Below are 15,824 nucleotides of genomic sequence, written 5' to 3'. Positions count from 1 at the left end.
TGTCCTGGAGGGGGCTTTTTCGAATATCGAATCAGAAACTGGCGTTCACGGCGTCTTCGCGCGACGGACCGGCTTGTCTTGCCATCAAGTCGAACCAGGTATCGCGTAGCCATCGTGCGCAAGCGACGTTGTTGTCGAAGATCGAATAGCGTGCGCCTCCACCATAGTCGGGAAACGGGATGAATTCGCAACTTATCTGCTCGAGTCGCGTCGGTCGCGCTAACACCTGCCATTGCAGCAACTGGCGCAGTGCGTCCTTCCATGTCTCGAGATTCGCTGCGCACCATGTGTCGTGGTAGGCGCCGGGCGCGGGCTCGAGGAACGGATACTGGATGCCTCGTCCGGGCCGTCCGTCGGGACGATTCATCCGGCGATTCGCGGGATTGTTCGGCATCACGCTGCGCGCGTGGGCGTGATGCACCCAGCCGCGCTCGATCCAGTCGGCGTATATAGCCGCGGGCGATGCCGGGTCCAGCACTAGCTGCCCGGTCCGGACTTGCTCGCGAATGCCCGATGCGTCGAGCTCGGCGAGATTGCCGATCTTGAACAGCAGGTGTGAATGATCGAGCGTGATCCGAAACGTCGCGCCGGCCTGCTCGACCCGTCTCGCGACCCGCGCAACGCGGGTGAAGTCCTCGCTCCACATGTCGACGTGCACTTCGAGGCACGGCAGGCAGCCGACTGGCTCGCCGTGCTCGCAGGCGCGAAGATAGAAAGACGCGACTTCGTCGTCCGACAGTGGGTGTCCGTCCGCGTGGGTCGCGTGCAACTGGCAGTTCAGCACTTTACTGCCAAAGCGGGCGCCCGCGTCGATGATCTCTACGACGTGCGCTTCGTCGAGGCCAGCGCGCCAGATGCCGCCGATCGTGCGAATTGGCAGCGCGTGGCGTTCGACCAGCGAAAAATAGGGCGTCAGGTCCTCGCCGGGCATCGGGTTCTTCTCGACGTAGTCGAATGCGCCGGCGTCGGCGATCATCCGGAAGCGTTCCGCGGCGGTCGGCGACGGCAAGCCATCGTGCTCGAGCACGCCGTCAATGTTCACGCCAATGAGAATCGGTTCAGCCATCGTCTCCCTTCCGTTGTTGCCGTGGATGGCTGTCAAATGTACGGACTCGGACGATGCTCTGCACGCGTGGCGTTGGCGAAAAATCGGCAAGATAAAGATCGACTTTTCGGCAGCGGGGAGCGACACCGGATCGCGGCGTCGGTGTGGACGCGTCGCTACGTTTGGCAGGCCGCTTCGCCTGATGCGTGCAGCGGCCTGCATGAGACGCGGACGCGCGGCTCAGGTTTGCAGGTAAGGGCTGGTTCGCACGTTCGCCGAGCAGAACACCCGAAACTCGACTGGGTTGTCCGGTGGCGGCTCCTCGACCACGCCGCAGGCATGCAGCAAATGCTGCAACGCGGAGATCACCTGTCCATCCGGGTCCTGATCGATCGCGATGTCCATCGCTCCCGCCTCTATGTAGGTGCGATGCAGGTCGAGCATCTCGTGCCCGACCCAGACGACGCGGCCGAGCACGCCTGAGTTGCGCAGAGCCGACTCGATACCGACCGAGCCCCCGCCGCTATTGTAGATTCCGACCACATCGTCGTGCCTCTGCAGGGCTTTCGTCACGGCCCGGTAGCAGCGATCGTCCTGGTCGTGCGTTTCAATCGGATCGTCGTGCACGAGATCAGAAAACGCCCGCGTCAGCTGGTCGCGGCAGCCGGCGATCCGGTCCATGTGTGCCCGATAGTCCATCTGCCCGCCCAGCAGCAGCACCCGGCCGGGCCGGTGCAGCAGGCGGCCGATGTAGTAGCCGGCTGTATGGCCGGCGCGATAGTTGTCGATGCCCGCGTAGTGCACGCGCGCGATGCCGCCGATGTCGGTGACCATCGTGACGACGGTCTCGCCGCGCGCGATTGCGCGCGCCAGCGCATCGCGCACGCGCGCGGTGTCGCGCGCCGTGACGATCATCGCCGCGCGCCGGTACGCGGGCCGCTCGATAAGCGCAGCGATCCGGCTGTCGTCGCCCGCCGGCAGGATCGTCCGATGCACGACCACGCGCCGGTCGAGCATTTGCAGCGAGCGCTGCAGCGCTTGCTGCAGCCGCTTGAAGAAGAACGCGTCTGTGTCCGGCAGCAGCACGTCGACGTGTACTAGCCCGTGCCGCGTGTCAGGCAGCATCCGCGGCACGCCGAGTTGCCGGGCCGCGACGACGACGCGCTCGCGCGCTTGCGCCGATACGCTACCGCGTTCGTTCAACACTCGGTCGACCGTCGTTGTGCTGACGCCGGCTAATTCGGCGATTTCCGCGAAGCGCGCGGTTCGCTTGCGCCACCGGGGCGCCGTCTCTCCGGCCATGTCTCCTCCAGTTCTTTCGCTTCGACGCGTATTGTGTTCAGAATGACACGCTAAAGAGATGACGAAATTTCGTCAAGATAAATGTTGAGCGAGATCTGGCCGGTGCTTATTCTGATCACACGCGACGCCTTGCATTCGAGGCGCTTCAGTTCAATCAAGGAGACATAAGTGTCAGACAGCAATGTCCACCCCTTTGCGGGATCGGCCGCCGCGCAACGTCAGGCCTATCGCCTCATCGGTGGCGCAGGCGAGTTTGCGCGAGCGGAAGGCCTCGTAAACGCGAACTGGTACAAGTGCCCGGTGCCGCGTCCGGTCATGAAGCAGATGATGCAGCGAAATGACGCGCTCGCAATTCGCGACACGCTGATTTGGTATGCGGCGATCGTCGCGAGCGGCGCGCTCGCGTGGCTTGCGTGGGACCGCCATTCGCTCTGGGCGATTCCCGCATTCCTGCTGTATGGCACGCTTTACTGCAGCCCGGCGGATTCGCGCTGGCACGAGACGGGACACGGAACCGCGTTCAGAACGCGCTGGATGAACGACGTACTGTATCAGCTCGCGTCGTTTCAGATCTTCCGGCGCGCGACCGTTTGGCGCTGGAGTCATGCGCGCCACCACACGGATACGCTGATCGTCGGCCGGGACCCGGAAATTGGCGCGCAGAAGCCGACCGACTGGATGAGCCTCGCGCTGAGCGTCATCGCGCTGAAGCATGTCGCGGGCGAGTTTCGCAAGATGGCGTCGGCGACGTTGGGCCGCATTAGCGATGACGAGAAGACGTACATTCCGCAATCGGAATGGCCGAAGATTTTCCGCGAGGCCCGGATCTCCCTCGCCGTTTATGGGGTGGTGATCGGCGCATGCATGTATTTTCAGTCGATTCTGCCGCTGCTCTATATCGGCTTGCCGAGCCTCTACGGTGCATGGCTGTACGTGTACTTCGGCCTGACGCAGCATGCGGGCTTGCCGGAGAACGTGCTGGATCATCGCGAGAACTGTCGCACGGTGATGATGAATCCGGTGTTCCGGTTTCTCTATTGGAACATGAACTATCACGTCGAGCATCACATGTTTCCGATGGTGCCGTTTCACGCGCTGCCGAAACTGCATGAAACCGTGAGGGCGGATATGCCGCCGCCGTACCCGAGCAGTCTTGCCGCCTACGCCGAGATCATTCCAGCGCTCGTGCGGCAGACGCGCGATCCTTCATATCGGATTGCGCGACCGATACCCGAGGCGGTCGATCTCCGGCCGACCGAACGAACGACATGAACCAGGGAGACGCAACATGAGTCAATGGATTGACGCAATCGCATTGGACGATATCGACGAAGAAGACGTAATGCGCTTCGATCACGCGGAGCGGACCTACGCGATCTACCGGGTCGACGGCGAGGTCTATGCGAGCGACGGGATGTGCACGCACGAGCACGTTCATCTGGGCGACGGACTCGTGATCGGACACGTAATCGAATGCCCAAAACACAACGGACGCTTCGATGTGCGCGACGGCCGGCCGCTCGGCGCGCCGGTCTGCGAGAAACTCAGGACCTATCCGACGAAAGTCGAGGGCGGTCGAATTCTGATCGAGGTCTGACGCAATGGCATCCGAACGTGTGATGGCGATCGTCGGGGCGGGGCATGTCGGCGGACGCGCCGCGCAGGCGCTGCGAGAATATGGCTGGCAGGGTGGGATCGTGCTGATCGGCGCGGAATCGCATCTGCCGTACGAGCGGCCACCGTTGTCCAAGGGGTTGCTGACGGGCGAGCAGAGTGCTGCGCAATGTCAACTGCAATCGCAAGAAGCATGGCGTGACGCCAATGTCGAGCATGTTGTTGCGATGGCGCAAGAGATTGATACGGACGAGCGCGTTGTGCATTTGCATGACGGCAGGGCGATCGGATACGAATCGCTGCTGCTCGCGACGGGCGGCAGTGCACGACGCCTATCCGTCCCCGGTGCGGCCGATGATTGCGTCTTTACGCTTCGTACGATCGACGATGCGATCTCGCTCGCGCCGCGCTTCGTTCCGGGCGCGCGAATAGTCGTGATCGGAGGCGGATTTATCGGACTCGAAGTTGCGGCGTCGGCGCGATCGCGCGGTTGCGACGTGTCCATCGTCGAAGGCGGGCCACGGCTGCTCGCGAGAGTCGTTCCGCCGTCGGTAGCGGCGCGCGTGCACGCACTTCATGAGCGCAACGGCGTGCGTATCGAGACGGGAGTTTCGCTGCGCGCGATTGAGCGGCTGCCGGACAGCACACTCGCCGTACTTCTCGAGAACGGCGACGTCGCACGAGCTGATACGATCGTCGTCGGAATCGGTATCGATCCGGCCGACGAGCTCGCACGTACGTCTGGAATCGAAGTCGACCGCGGGATCGTCGTTGATTCGGAACTCGAAACTTCAGTACCCGGGATATTCGCGGCGGGGGACGTCGCGGTGTTTCCGAGCCGCTTTTCATCTCAACACATTCGGCAGGAGACCTGGCACAACGCCGAGACGCAGGCACGCGTGGCGGCACGCAACATGCTGGGCGGGCGGGACGCCTATCGCGAATTGCCATGGTTCTGGTCCGATCAGTATGATCATCAACTGCAGGTGACCGGCGAGCCGGCACTGGCTGCTCGATCGGTCACGCGGACGCTGGCCTGCCATGCGGAAATCCACTTTTACTTTGATGCGAATGCCACGCTTGTGGGCGCGAGTGGCTTCGGTCCCGTTAACAGTCTCGCGAAAGATATGAAGCTTGCACGAATGCTGGTCGATCGCGGCACGGCGGTTGCGCCTGAGCGGCTGAGTGATGAAAGCGTGAGGCTCAAAAGTCTGTTGTAAACGAGGTAGAGTATGGTAGACGATTTCGAATGGCCGTCATAGGGACTAGCGATCTTGGGGTAGTGACACTTTCCCCTATATGACGGCCTGACCCGAAACGCTGCGGCGCGCGGGCCTGAATCACCTTGAACCGGTCCAGTTCGCGCATCGACATGGTGACCATCTCGGGCTTCGGCATGGCTGGCGCTCCAATCCAAACGGATAGAGCGCCAGCACGCTCGCGTTAGCCTACGGGTACGACTTTTCTATTTGGCTCAAGTACGACGTTAATATTTATCCCTGACAGAAAATGTCAAGGTTGGCTTGAATTGTCGCGCCAGTTAGGTTCAAATGTCAGCACGAACGTGCCTTTTTTGGGGGACTGTGGGGCAGTCGAATCGCTGGTTTCGTTCGATGCTTGATCTGCGTGAAGCGCGAGACTTCCCTCTCTGGTGCCTGGGCCTAGGTTTCAGGAGAGGGGGCAGACGTCAGGTCGTCGAAGCCCGCGTTCAGATTCCCTCCGGGCAATCGCTTTGGCGCTGCCGCGCGAGATAACTGATCAGATCATCCGGTGTGCGGCCAGGAGTTACAACGGCCATTCGGCCAGCCTTGGCTGACTGGGGCGCGATCCGCCGACTGCGACGTTCGGAGAGTGTGGCCAACAACCAAGGCTCACCAGATATGCTCGATCTGGAAATGTCATTCGGGTGCAGCAATGTATCTGTGCATGTCGTCTCTTCCGAGTCGGTGCGCGCGTTCAGGAACCGCCATCGTCCAGCCACGCCACGTCTGATTTCCAGGTGGCATTCGCGATGAAGTCGTGTAGCTTCTCGCGCATCATTGTCATCCATGCCTCTGCGAAGCGCGAGGGAGGCTGATCACGCAGGGTTGTGATCGCGACCGTAGAGCGAATCGCTGGCCGCTCTATACGGTGCGCCACCAACTCTCCCGATTCGATCTCTTGCTGGATTGCAACATAGGTCAGTATGGAGTACCCCAATCCAGCCTTGACCAGCCGCTTCGTTAGCGCAACGCTATCCACTTCGAGCGCCACGCGCAAGCGCACCCCGTGCTGAATCGCCGCCTGCTCGACCAGACGCCGGTTGCTGTGGGGAAGGCCGGGCAGGATGAGGGGGATGTCGGCCAGGTCACGGATTTGCAACTCCGATTTGCTGGCACCGGATCCCGGTGGCCCAACCAGAATCATCGGCTCGTTGAATAGCGGCCGAACGTCGAATGCGTCCAGCGGCGGCTGGTTATAGACCACCGCCAGGTCGACGCGCCGGTCAAGCACCCATTCCTGCAGCGAACTGCTCAATCCCTCGCGCACGTGCAGAGAAACTCGCGGCCATCGGGCGCGGAATTCTTCAGTTAACTCGGCGCCGACAAGCAGGCCAATAGTCGGTGGTAGGCCCACAGCCAGATGGCCCCGTTCTTCATCGGCGCTGGCGCGAACGGCCTCACCGGTCTCCGCAAGCATGTGCGTGATCATTTCCGCTCGTTCGAGCAATCGCGATCCCGCGGCAGTGACTCTTGCGCCACGTCCATGGCGAACAAGCAGTGGAACGCCAATCTCCGTTTCCAGTTTGGCTATCTGCCGGCTAAGTGCTGGTTGCGCAATGTAAAGCTCGGCCGCGGCCCGACTGAAGCTGCCGGCGCGTGCAACGTGTATGAAGCTTCTGAGTTCGCGGATATCCATGTGTACGATGAGCGATGCCTGTACGGCATAGCTTTGTATGTTTATACGGTCTTTGTCAAGCGAATAGCAGCAATCTATGCTTCCGACAGATACGAAGTACTCAAAAGATCAGTCGGAGACATCCATGTTGCCCTTCGCACTCCTGCGACCCTCATTCCTTCCCTAGCCGCCACCGCCATGCGGCCTGCCCGGACGTAACCGGGCGAGCAACCAGCATTCCTGGAACGCCGCTGCACGAGAGTTCCGCCTTGCCATTTGGCGAGCGGGGAGCCCTTTGACTTTGTACAAGGCCCGGTGACACCGCCGCAGAGCATTCGCGGTTGGTAAGACTGCACCGGGCACAGGAGACGTAATCAAATGAAGCATTTCAAGAAACTGCACGTCCAGGTGCTGTTCGGACTCGTCTGTGCAGTCATCCTCGGCCTTGTTGCTCCTCAGTGGGCGATCGCAATGAAGCCATTAGGGCAGGGCTTCATCGCTTTGCTGAAGATGATGCTTGCCCCCATCATTTTCTGTACTCTGGTTCAGGGTCTCGCCCATGTCCGTGACTTGCGCATGCTGGGCCGTATGGGCGTGAAATCGCTTGTGTACTTCGAAGTACTGAGCACCGTGGCAATGGTCCTCGGCTTCGTGCTGGTCAATGTATTCCAGCCCGGCCTCGGGCTGCACGCAACCAACCTCGCCGAAAGCGTTGATGCCGTCAAGGCCACAGCGAATGCAGGTGGAATTTCCGCTATCGACTACATCCTGGGGTTGATTCCGCACACGCTGGTGGATGCTTTTGCCAAGGGCGACATCGTCCAGGTGCTGATTATCTCCATTCTGGCGGGCTTGGCACTGAATCTCTCGGTGGGGTCGGAATCCGTGCTGCTCCGCGGCCTTGACGAGGCCCAGTCGGTGCTTTTCCGGATGCTTGCCTTCATCATGAAGCTGGCGCCGCTCGGGGCCTTCGGCGCCATGGCGGCGGCAGTCGGAAGCTATGGCGGCATGACGCTCGTGTATCTGCTCAAGGTGATTGTGCTGTACTACGCCGCGTCGCTGATCTTCGTGTTTGGCGTGCTGAGCTCGGTCAGTTGGATGATCGGCTTGCCCTATTTCTCGATCCTCAAGCTGATCCGTGAAGAATTGCTCCTGATTTTCGGGACGGCTTCGAGCGAGGTCGCGTTCCCGCGGCTGGTCGAAAAGTTCCAGCGCGCGGGTTGCGATGAAGCCGTGGTGGGGTTCGTTCTGCCGGCCGGCTACAGCTTCAACCTGGATGGCACGTCGATCTACATGGCGATTGCAATCGGCTTCATCGCGCAAGCGACCGATACGCCGTTCTCGCTCTGGCAGCAGCTCGGGCTTCTGGCGATCCTGAGCCTGACCTCCAAGGGCGGTACCACCGTTGCCGGCGGCGCCTTCGTCAAGCTGGCTGCGACGCTTCAATCCGTGAACTCCCTGCCCCTTGCCGGCTTGGGCCTGTTGTTCGGCATCGACCGCGTCATGGCCGTCGCCACGGCATTAGTCAATGTTGTCGGTAACACCATGGCTGTATTTACCATCGCGCGCTGGGAAGGGGCGTTCGATGCAGACGCCTTCACCCGCGAGACTGGTGGTCGTGTCCGAACTCCTCTTCTATCAATGAATACGACCGCGGCAACGAGTACTGCCGCACCCAAAGCGAACTGAACTTCACCAAGGTCTTGTCATGCAGCCACGTATTTCACCCCTCAACCCAGAAGTTCTCGATGCGGCGCAGCGCACGGTGTACGACGCCATCGCGAGCGGCCCGCGCAAGGGCGTCCGTGGACCACTCGCTGTCTGGTTGCATCGCCCGCAACTGGCTGACCGCGCCCAGGCGTTGGGCCGGTACTGTCGCTATGACAGCAGCCTCCCGCCGCGCCTGTCGGAACTTACGATCCTGTTCATGGGCCGGCATTGGCTCGCCGAATATGAATGGGCCGCGCACAAGCCCTTTGCCCTGGAGGCGGGCGTTGCGCCGGCAGTCATCGATGCGATCCGGGATGGCACCGAGCCACCGTTCGCCCAGCGGGACGAGGCACTGGTGTACGAGTTTCTCGCCCAGCTTCATGCACAGCGCGCCGTGGATGATGTCCTCTACGCCGAGCTCGTCGATGCGATCGGGCAGGACGGTGTTGTCGACCTGGTCGGCGTTGCCGGCTACTACACGCTCATCTCGATGACCATCAAGGTCTTCAATGTTCCGCCGCCCGCCGGTGCGACGCCTGAACTGCCAACGACTCTCTGACAAGGAACCTGCTGTGAATACCGTGGATACCATGAACCCTTCGACAACTTCTTCGTCCGCCGGCCGCCTGCAAGGCAAGGTGGCAATCGTGACCGGCGCTGGCTGCATCGGGCCCGGCTGGGGCAACGGCCGGGCTGTCGCTGTCCTGTTCGCCATGGCTGGCGCACGCGTTTTCGCCGTGGACAAGAGCATGGAGGCGATGGAAGAAACGCTGCGCCGGGTGCGCGACGCAGGTGGCGACGTTACGCCGTACACATGTGATGTCACCGACAGCACGGCGGTGAAGACCATGGTGGATGCGTGCGTTGAACAATACGGACGTGTCGACATTCTCGTGAATAACGTCGGCGGGTCCGCGGCGGGCGGGCCGGTTGATCTGTCGGAAGAGAAGTGGGATGCCCAGGTCGCTTTCAACCTGAAGAGCGTGTACCTGACCTGCAAGCACGTGATTCCGGCCATGGAAAGTGTTGGTGGCGGCGCGATCGTCAATACCGCCTCGACCTCGGGGCTGCGCTGGACTGGATCGGCCCAAGTGGCCTATGCGGCGTGCAAGGCCGGGGTCATCCATCTTTCCAGGGTGGTGGCGGTGGAATACGCCAAGAAGGGAATCCGGGTCAACACTGTCGTACCTGGTCAGTTGCACACGCCGATGGTTGAGGCGCGTCTTGCCGGCCAGCGCTTTGGCGGTGATGTCGACAAGCTTCTGGAAAGCCGTGTGGCACGCATCCCGCTCGGCTTCATGGGAGATGGCCGCGATACCGCCAACGCGGCGCTGTTCCTTGCTTCCGATGAGGCACGCTTCATCACCGGCACGGAAGTGGTGGTTGACGGCGGCATGATTGCGCGCTGCGATTGACCATGCAGGCGCAACTGAACGGCGGTCTGTGGGACTGCCACACCCATATCTATGGCCCGTGGGAGATCCATCCACTCCCCGGCGATGCGGCCTACCAGCCGGCCGAGGCGCCGATGGAGCGGCTCCTGGCCGTCCATGCACGGCTCGGGATTACGCATGGCGTGCTGGTCCAGGCGGCGTGCTACCGGAACGACCACAGTGCGTTGCTGGCGGCCCTGGCAATTTCGGGCGGCCGGTATCGCGGCATCGCGCTGCTGGACCATGCCACGACGGATGACGAGTTGCGGGCGCTCCACGACGGGGGGGTGCGGGGCATCCGATTCAACTTCATGGGGCATCTGCCGGGGGACCGGGACCTCGATCGGCTGCGCGTGCTCGCCGAGCGGATCGCGTCGTTGGGCTGGCACGTGTTGTTGCACGGGCGACTCGACCAGCTCCTGCCTGTGCTGGAGGAGTGGAAAGACCTGGATACGGCGCTGGTGATCGACCACATGGCCCGGCAGGATGCTACCGCGCCGCTTGACGAAGCTAAGGTACGGTCGCTCGAGGGACACCTGCGGCATCCGCTGCGCTGGATCAAGCTCTCGGGTGTCGATCGCCTGATGCAGGGGGCTGCTCCACCGTGGAACGCCGCCCTGCCGCTGGCCCGTCGCCTGCTGCATGCCGCGCCCGAGCGCGCGATCTGGGGGACGGACTGGCCGCATCCGAACATCCAGGGTGACACCCCGGACGACGGCGACCTGCTGGACTTCGTGCGCGAAGTGTGCGGTGTCCAGACGCTTGCGGAGGCGGTGCTCATCCATAACCCCCAGCGCCTGTACTTCTGACCGAGGTGTTCCATGCATGCATCAACACTTGACGTCACGCCCGAGCATGATACTGCCGAGCAGCGCGCTTGCAAGAAGGCTGCCTGGCGGCTGGTGCCGCTGCTCGCTGTGGCTTACTTCATCAATTACCTGGATCGCACCAACGTCGGCTTCGCAGCGCTGACGATGAACCATGACCTGGGGCTGAGCGCGTCGCAGTTCGGCTTCGCGGCCGGAATTTTCTACGTTGGCTATTGCCTGTTCGAGGTCCCAAGCAATCTTGCGCTATATCGCTACGGCGCACGCCGATGGCTGGCGCGCATCATGATCACATGGGGTCTGTTCGCCGCAGCGACGAGCCTGGCGGTGGGGCCGACCAGCTATGCTCTGATTCGCTTGCTTGCCGGAATTGGTGAAGCTGGCTTCTTTCCCGGGGTCATCTTCTACCTGACGCTGTGGTTCCCGTCGCAGTATCGGACCCGAATGATGGGGTGGTTTCTGGCCGCCATTCCGCTGTCATCGGTCTTCAGCGGTCCGCTGTCCGTGTCGATGCTGAAGCTTGACGGATGGTTGGGTGTCCACGGCTGGCAATGGCTCTTTATCCTGCAAGGCTTGCCGGCATGCGTTATGGGACTGTTGTGCCTGCGCATGCTCGCGGATGGACCTGAGCGCGCAGCGTGGCTTTCGGAGGCAGAAAAAGCCTCGTTGACAGCCGCGCTGGAGCGCGATCGGAAGCCGGCGCTTGAGCGCCACTTCGGAAAGTCGCTCAAGGACAAGCGCGTGTGGCTGCTGGCCGCGATCCTGTTCAGTTACATCATCGGGATTCTTGGGATCGGTGTCTGGATGCCGACCATCCTGAAGGGCCACCAGCTTTCGGATACCCAGGTTGGCCTGGCTACGGCACTCCCTTATGCCATCGGCAGTCTCGCCATGCTGGCATGGGCACGGGTGCTGGCCCGCCGGCGCCGCTATGTGAAGCATCTGATCCTGACGTGCGGGCTGGCGGCGATCGGGTTCTTCGCATCCGTGGCGTCCGATGCGCTGATGCCGGCAATGCTTGGACTGACTGTGGCGGTGGTTGGGCTGTCGTCGGTGCGGACGTGCTTCTACAGCATTCCGGCAACGTTCCTCGACCGCGAGGCGGCTGCAGGTGGCCTCGCATTCATCAACTCGGTGGGTAGTCTGGGCGGTCTGGTCGGCCCCTATATGGTCGGCTGGCTGAGGGATGTCACCGGTTCGTTTAAGGCGGGGTTGATCGGAATGGGCGCCATGCTCGTGCTCGCCACGCTGCTGTCTGTTGTGCTGAAGCGCCAGATTGAGGAGGCCTGACATGACGATCGATTCCTGGCAGCCAAGTCTGCGCACGCCAGATCCGGCTATCCGCATCCTGGATGAGCGATTCGAGCGCTACCGGCTGGCCCACGCGCGGGTCGAACGCCTGTGGACCGGAGCGCGTTGGGCCGAAGGGCCGGTCTGGTTCGGAGATGCACGCGCCGTGTATTGGACCGATCTGCCGAATGACCGCATCCTGCGCTGGGATGAAGTCACTGGCGAGGTGGCAGCCTATCGCTCGCCCGCGAGCAAGGCCAACGGCCTGACGCGAGATCGCGTCGGGCGTCTGATCGTCTGCGAGCACGGCGAGCGCCGCGTCACGCGGATCGAGTACGACGGCAGCACCACGGTACTGGCCTGTGCTTACCGGGGCAAGGCGCTCAATTCGCCGAACGACGTGATCGTGGCCAGCGACGGGGCGGTCTGGTTCACCGACCCGCCCTTTGGACTTGTGAGCGATTACATGGGGCAAATCGCGGAGCCGCAGTTGCCGGCCGGCATCTATCGCCTCGATCCCGGCGATGGCTCGCTGGTCTGCGTGGCAGACGATGTGCCGGGTCCCAACGGGCTGGCGCTCTCACCGGACGAACGCACGCTCTATGTCGTCGCATCGCGGGCCAGGCCCCGCACCATTCTTGCGTTCGATGTCATCGATGGCAGGGCATTGCGTCGTCCGCGTGTGCTGATCGATGCGGGGGATGGTACGCCGGACGGTTTCCGCGTGGATGTCGATGGCAACCTCTGGTGCGGCTGGGGGACCGGAAGCGCCGCGCTCGATGGCGTGAGGGTCTTCGCGCCCGATGGCATCGCACTTGGACACATCGATTTGCCCGAGCGGTGCGCAAACCTGTGTTTCGGTGGTCGACATCAAAACCGCCTGTTTATGGCGGCGACCTCGTCGCTGTACGCACTCTACGTCAATACGCGCGGTGCCGCCTAGCCCTAATTCCTACACCTCATACAAGGGAGACAAGTCATGCCAGTATTCAGGATCATCCAGCGCGCGGCGCTTCGCGCGCTGTGCGTGCTCCCCCTTTGCGCACTGGTCCACGGCAGTCAGGGGGCCGAAGTCCATGTCCTTGCGACGGGGGCGCTCTCGGCCGCCTTCAAGGAAGTCGTGCCGGCCTTTGAACAGAAGACGGGCCATCATCTGGTCATTTCTTGGGGGCCGTCCTACGGCATCTCGCCGGACGCGTTGCCCATACGTATCAGGAATGGAGAGCCGATGGATGTCTGCCTCATGATTGCCGCGGCACTCGACGAGCAGATCAAGCACGGCGCGTTCGATCCGGGATCACGCATCGATCTGGCTTCGACAGGCATTGGCGTTGCGGTACGGGCAGGGCTCGACAAGCCGTCGATCCAGACCGTGGAGCAATTGCGTCGGGCCCTGCTGTCGGCGAAGTCGGTCGCATTTTCGGAAGGCGCCAGTGGAACGTACATCACCGGAACCCTCTTTAATGAGCTCGGCATCGCCGAGCAGATGAAGGGAAAGAGCGTGCTGATCAAGGGGCGGGAACTGGTTGGCCATGCCCTGGAGCGTGGCGACGCCGATTTGGGTCTTCAGCAGATCAGCGAGCTGCGCGCCATTCCTGGCATTCAGTACGTCGGGCCGCTGCCTGCGGCTGTCCAGAAGGTCAACGTGGTGGCCGCTGCAATTGCCGCGCGGGCCAATGAGCGTGCGGCTGCGGAGGCCTTTATCGAATACCTGCGGTCGCCATCGGTGACCGCCGCGCTGCTCCGCAGTGGTCTCGATCCGATCCACCCCTGAGCGCCATCCGCCGTTTCTCTTGTCCAAGGTCTGAATCATGAAATTCGTCAATCTTGTCGGTGCTGCCCTGGTCGCAGCGGCCTTTTCCTTCTCCGCGTACGCGGCGACCGGCGCCGCCCCGGTCGACCACGAACTTGTGAAATACCGCAACGTGCAGATAGAGGTGACGCGGGAAGGGAAGGGTCCACTCATCGTCATCTTGCCATCGCTGGGTCGTTCTGGGCGCGACTACGATGTGGTCGCCGCGCAGCTTGCGGCCGAGGGCTTCCGGGTCTTGCGTCCCGAGCCGCGTGGCATCGGCCAAAGCAGCGGACCGATGGAAAATCTGAACGTGCACGATTTCTCTGCTGACGTTGCGGCTGTCATCGAGCACGAAAACGCCGGGCCGGCGGTAGTGGTCGGACACGCATGGGGCAATTTCCCGGCACGCCAACTGGCTGTGGACCGCCCCGCACTCGTCCGTGGCGTAGTGCTGGCCGGGGCCTCTGCCGGCAAGGTACCGCCCGGCTCAACCGAGAAGCCGATCAGTGCGGAGATGCGTAAAGCCATCGATGGCGCTGGCGATATGCGGCTGCCGGAGTCCCAGCGTCTGGCCTACCTGCGCGAAGCCTTCTTTGCGCCCGGTAACGATCCCCGGGTGTGGCTCGATGGCTGGCATGAGGCAACGCACGAAGCCGAATCGCATGCACGGAATGTGACCCCTGTGGACGAGTATTTTGCCGCGGGCACGGCACCGATCCTTGACCTTCAGGCCGAACATGACGCGGTGGCGCCCCGGCGCTTCTCGCAGGTGCTGAAGTCAATGCTGGGCGACCGGGTGACGGTGGTGGTCATTCCGAACGCCGGACATGCCTTGGCGCCGGAACAGCCCAAAGCAATGGCCGATGCGATCGCGGCTTTCGCACGCCGCGTGTATTCGACCCCTCAATAGCCCGTAATCGGGAAGCTCGCTGGCGCGCTTCCCGGTAGCGTAATTCGCAGCCGGCTGCAGACCAGCCAAACTTGCTTCGTTCTCCTGAAGTTCCTCGTCATGACACATCCTTGCATCCTCTCCGTCGCCATCACCGGCTCGCTGCCGCGCAAGAAAGACAATCCGGCCGTGCCGATCACGGTGACCGAACAGATCGAGTCCACCCAGGCTGCGTTCGAGGCCGGCGCCACGCTCGTCCACCTGCACGTGCGCAACGACGATGAGACGCCATCGTCCGACCCTGACCGCTTTGCCCGTGTGCTGGAGGGCATCCGGAAATACGCGCCCGGCATCATCACCCAGGTCTCCACCGGCGGCCGTTCCGGCGCCGGCCGGGAGCGGGGCGGAATGATCTCCCTGCGTCCCGATATGGCCTCGCTGGCCACGGGCTCGGTCAACTTCCCGACACGCGTCTACGACAATCCCCCCGACCTGGTCGACTGGCTCGCCGCCGAGATGAAGGCCTACGGCGTCAAGCCCGAGGTGGAGGCCTTTGACCTCTCGATGATCTTCCAGGCCGTGGCCATGCAGAAGGCCGACAAGATCCACGGGGAGCTGCATATCCAGTTCGTTATGGGGATCAAGAACGCGATGCCAGTGGACCGCGAGGTGCTCGTGTTCTACGTGCAGACCTTGCGCCGCCTCGCGCCCGACGCGACGTGGACAGGCGCTGGCATCGGCCGCGACCAGCTCACGATGGCGCGCTGGTCGCTGGAGATGGGCGGACACTGCCGCACCGGGCTGGAGGACAACGTCCGGCTCGACAAGCACACGCTGGCGCCGTCGAACGCGGCGCTGGTGAGCCAGGTGGCGGCGCTGTGCCAGGAGTACGGCCGCCGGGTGGCGACCGTGGCGGAAGCCAGGGCGATACTGGGCCTGTCTCCCGCGACTGCGGCCCGGGCGGCATTGTATTGAGCGAAGTGGCGAAGGGCAGGATGGGACTTCGATATCATCGCCCGCAATTGCCCCGCGAACGTCGGCG

At 62.6% G+C, this 15,824-nt stretch carries 15 protein-coding genes; 12 read left to right on the top strand and 3 right to left on the bottom strand.

All coding sequences use genetic code 11. From position 1 onward, the window contains the following. Positions 1–31: 31 nt before the first annotated feature. The gene (locus AC1RQC_RS33210; protein WP_492809446.1) at positions 32–1,066 is read right to left on the bottom strand and encodes a xylose isomerase; all 1,035 of its coding nucleotides are present in this window, start codon (positions 1,064–1,066) and stop codon (positions 32–34) included. 219 nt (positions 1,067–1,285) lie between these two features. After that, a complete protein-coding gene (locus tag AC1RQC_RS33205) occupies positions 1,286–2,347 on the bottom strand; it encodes a LacI family DNA-binding transcriptional regulator (RefSeq protein WP_492809447.1) in 1,062 nt (353 codons plus the stop codon). Positions 2,348–2,515: 168 nt separating this feature from the next. Here AC1RQC_RS33205 and AC1RQC_RS33200 point away from each other — a divergent pair, with 168 nt between their 5' ends. Genes AC1RQC_RS33200 through AC1RQC_RS33190 form a run of 3 tightly spaced genes read left to right on the top strand, consistent with a single transcriptional unit; the run spans position 2,516 to position 5,181 of the window. Next, the gene (locus tag AC1RQC_RS33200; protein ID WP_492809448.1) at positions 2,516–3,619 is read left to right on the top strand and encodes a fatty acid desaturase family protein; all 1,104 of its coding nucleotides are present in this window, start codon (positions 2,516–2,518) and stop codon (positions 3,617–3,619) included. Positions 3,620–3,635: 16 nt separating this feature from the next. Further along, complete coding sequence (locus tag AC1RQC_RS33195) at positions 3,636–3,944, top strand: non-heme iron oxygenase ferredoxin subunit (RefSeq protein WP_492809449.1); 309 nt, start codon at positions 3,636–3,638, stop codon at positions 3,942–3,944. Positions 3,945–3,948: 4 nt separating this feature from the next. Continuing rightward, positions 3,949–5,181, top strand: a complete 1,233-nt coding sequence (locus AC1RQC_RS33190) for an NAD(P)/FAD-dependent oxidoreductase (protein ID WP_492809450.1) — start codon at positions 3,949–3,951, stop codon at positions 5,179–5,181. 736 nt (positions 5,182–5,917) lie between these two features. Here AC1RQC_RS33190 and AC1RQC_RS33185 read toward each other — a convergent pair. Next, complete coding sequence (locus tag AC1RQC_RS33185; protein WP_492809451.1) at positions 5,918–6,859, bottom strand: LysR family transcriptional regulator; 942 nt, start codon at positions 6,857–6,859, stop codon at positions 5,918–5,920. A gap of 357 nt (positions 6,860–7,216) precedes the next feature. On the opposite strand from AC1RQC_RS33185, the gene AC1RQC_RS33180 reads away from it, so the two are divergent. The 9 genes from AC1RQC_RS33180 to AC1RQC_RS33140 all read left to right on the top strand — a co-directional run bounded on the left by AC1RQC_RS33180 (position 7,217) and on the right by AC1RQC_RS33140 (position 15,757). After that, positions 7,217–8,527 (top strand): cation:dicarboxylate symporter family transporter, encoded by a 1,311-nt coding sequence (locus AC1RQC_RS33180; RefSeq protein ID WP_492809452.1) that lies wholly within the window; start codon positions 7,217–7,219, stop codon positions 8,525–8,527. A 19-nt stretch (positions 8,528–8,546) separates the two neighbouring features. Further along, complete coding sequence (locus AC1RQC_RS33175; protein ID WP_492809453.1) at positions 8,547–9,107, top strand: carboxymuconolactone decarboxylase family protein; 561 nt, start codon at positions 8,547–8,549, stop codon at positions 9,105–9,107. 31 nt (positions 9,108–9,138) lie between these two features. Beyond that, entirely contained in the window at positions 9,139–9,963 is an 825-nt protein-coding gene (locus AC1RQC_RS33170) for an SDR family NAD(P)-dependent oxidoreductase (protein WP_492809541.1), read from the top strand. Between the two features lie 2 nt (positions 9,964–9,965). Next, positions 9,966–10,790, top strand: a complete 825-nt coding sequence (locus AC1RQC_RS33165) for an amidohydrolase family protein (RefSeq protein ID WP_492809454.1) — start codon at positions 9,966–9,968, stop codon at positions 10,788–10,790. A 12-nt stretch (positions 10,791–10,802) separates the two neighbouring features. Next, positions 10,803–12,098, top strand: coding sequence for an MFS transporter (locus AC1RQC_RS33160; protein WP_492809455.1), 1,296 nt, complete (start codon positions 10,803–10,805; stop codon positions 12,096–12,098). 1 nt (position 12,099) lies between these two features. After that, on the top strand, positions 12,100–13,041 hold the full coding sequence (locus tag AC1RQC_RS33155; protein ID WP_492809456.1) for an SMP-30/gluconolactonase/LRE family protein: 942 nt from the start codon (positions 12,100–12,102) through the stop codon (positions 13,039–13,041). Between the two features lie 36 nt (positions 13,042–13,077). Continuing rightward, positions 13,078–13,872 (top strand): substrate-binding domain-containing protein, encoded by a 795-nt coding sequence (locus tag AC1RQC_RS33150; protein WP_492809457.1) that lies wholly within the window; start codon positions 13,078–13,080, stop codon positions 13,870–13,872. A 37-nt stretch (positions 13,873–13,909) separates the two neighbouring features. Continuing rightward, positions 13,910–14,803, top strand: a complete 894-nt coding sequence (locus AC1RQC_RS33145) for an alpha/beta fold hydrolase (RefSeq protein ID WP_492809458.1) — start codon at positions 13,910–13,912, stop codon at positions 14,801–14,803. A gap of 99 nt (positions 14,804–14,902) precedes the next feature. After that, positions 14,903–15,757, top strand: a complete 855-nt coding sequence (locus AC1RQC_RS33140; RefSeq protein WP_492885824.1) for a 3-oxoadipate:acetyl-CoA acetyltransferase — start codon at positions 14,903–14,905, stop codon at positions 15,755–15,757. Positions 15,758–15,824 lie beyond the last annotated feature (67 nt).

The organism is Cupriavidus sp. GW822-FHT03E04 (assembly GCF_058801495.1).
The sequence above is the reverse complement of the archived record's forward strand: the minus strand, read 5'-3'. Positions and strand labels throughout refer to the sequence as shown.

Bases quoted from the DNA above. Each gene is read 5' to 3' on its own strand.
- AC1RQC_RS33210 (WP_492809446.1), bottom strand. From the start codon at position 1,066: ATGGCTGAACCGATTCTCATTGGCGTGAACATTGACGGCGTGCTCGAG.
- AC1RQC_RS33205 (WP_492809447.1), bottom strand. From the start codon at position 2,347: ATGGCCGGAGAGACGGCGCCCCGGTGGCGCAAGCGAACCGCGCGCTTC.
- AC1RQC_RS33195 (WP_492809449.1), top strand. From the start codon at position 3,636: ATGAGTCAATGGATTGACGCAATCGCATTGGACGATATCGACGAAGAA.
- AC1RQC_RS33190 (WP_492809450.1), top strand. From the start codon at position 3,949: ATGGCATCCGAACGTGTGATGGCGATCGTCGGGGCGGGGCATGTCGGC.
- AC1RQC_RS33185 (WP_492809451.1), bottom strand. From the start codon at position 6,859: ATGGATATCCGCGAACTCAGAAGCTTCATACACGTTGCACGCGCCGGC.
- AC1RQC_RS33180 (WP_492809452.1), top strand. From the start codon at position 7,217: ATGAAGCATTTCAAGAAACTGCACGTCCAGGTGCTGTTCGGACTCGTC.
- AC1RQC_RS33175 (WP_492809453.1), top strand. From the start codon at position 8,547: ATGCAGCCACGTATTTCACCCCTCAACCCAGAAGTTCTCGATGCGGCG.
- AC1RQC_RS33170 (WP_492809541.1), top strand. From the start codon at position 9,139: ATGAACCCTTCGACAACTTCTTCGTCCGCCGGCCGCCTGCAAGGCAAG.
- AC1RQC_RS33165 (WP_492809454.1), top strand. From the start codon at position 9,966: ATGCAGGCGCAACTGAACGGCGGTCTGTGGGACTGCCACACCCATATC.
- AC1RQC_RS33160 (WP_492809455.1), top strand. From the start codon at position 10,803: ATGCATGCATCAACACTTGACGTCACGCCCGAGCATGATACTGCCGAG.
- AC1RQC_RS33155 (WP_492809456.1), top strand. From the start codon at position 12,100: ATGACGATCGATTCCTGGCAGCCAAGTCTGCGCACGCCAGATCCGGCT.
- AC1RQC_RS33150 (WP_492809457.1), top strand. From the start codon at position 13,078: ATGCCAGTATTCAGGATCATCCAGCGCGCGGCGCTTCGCGCGCTGTGC.
- AC1RQC_RS33145 (WP_492809458.1), top strand. From the start codon at position 13,910: ATGAAATTCGTCAATCTTGTCGGTGCTGCCCTGGTCGCAGCGGCCTTT.
- AC1RQC_RS33140 (WP_492885824.1), top strand. From the start codon at position 14,903: ATGACACATCCTTGCATCCTCTCCGTCGCCATCACCGGCTCGCTGCCG.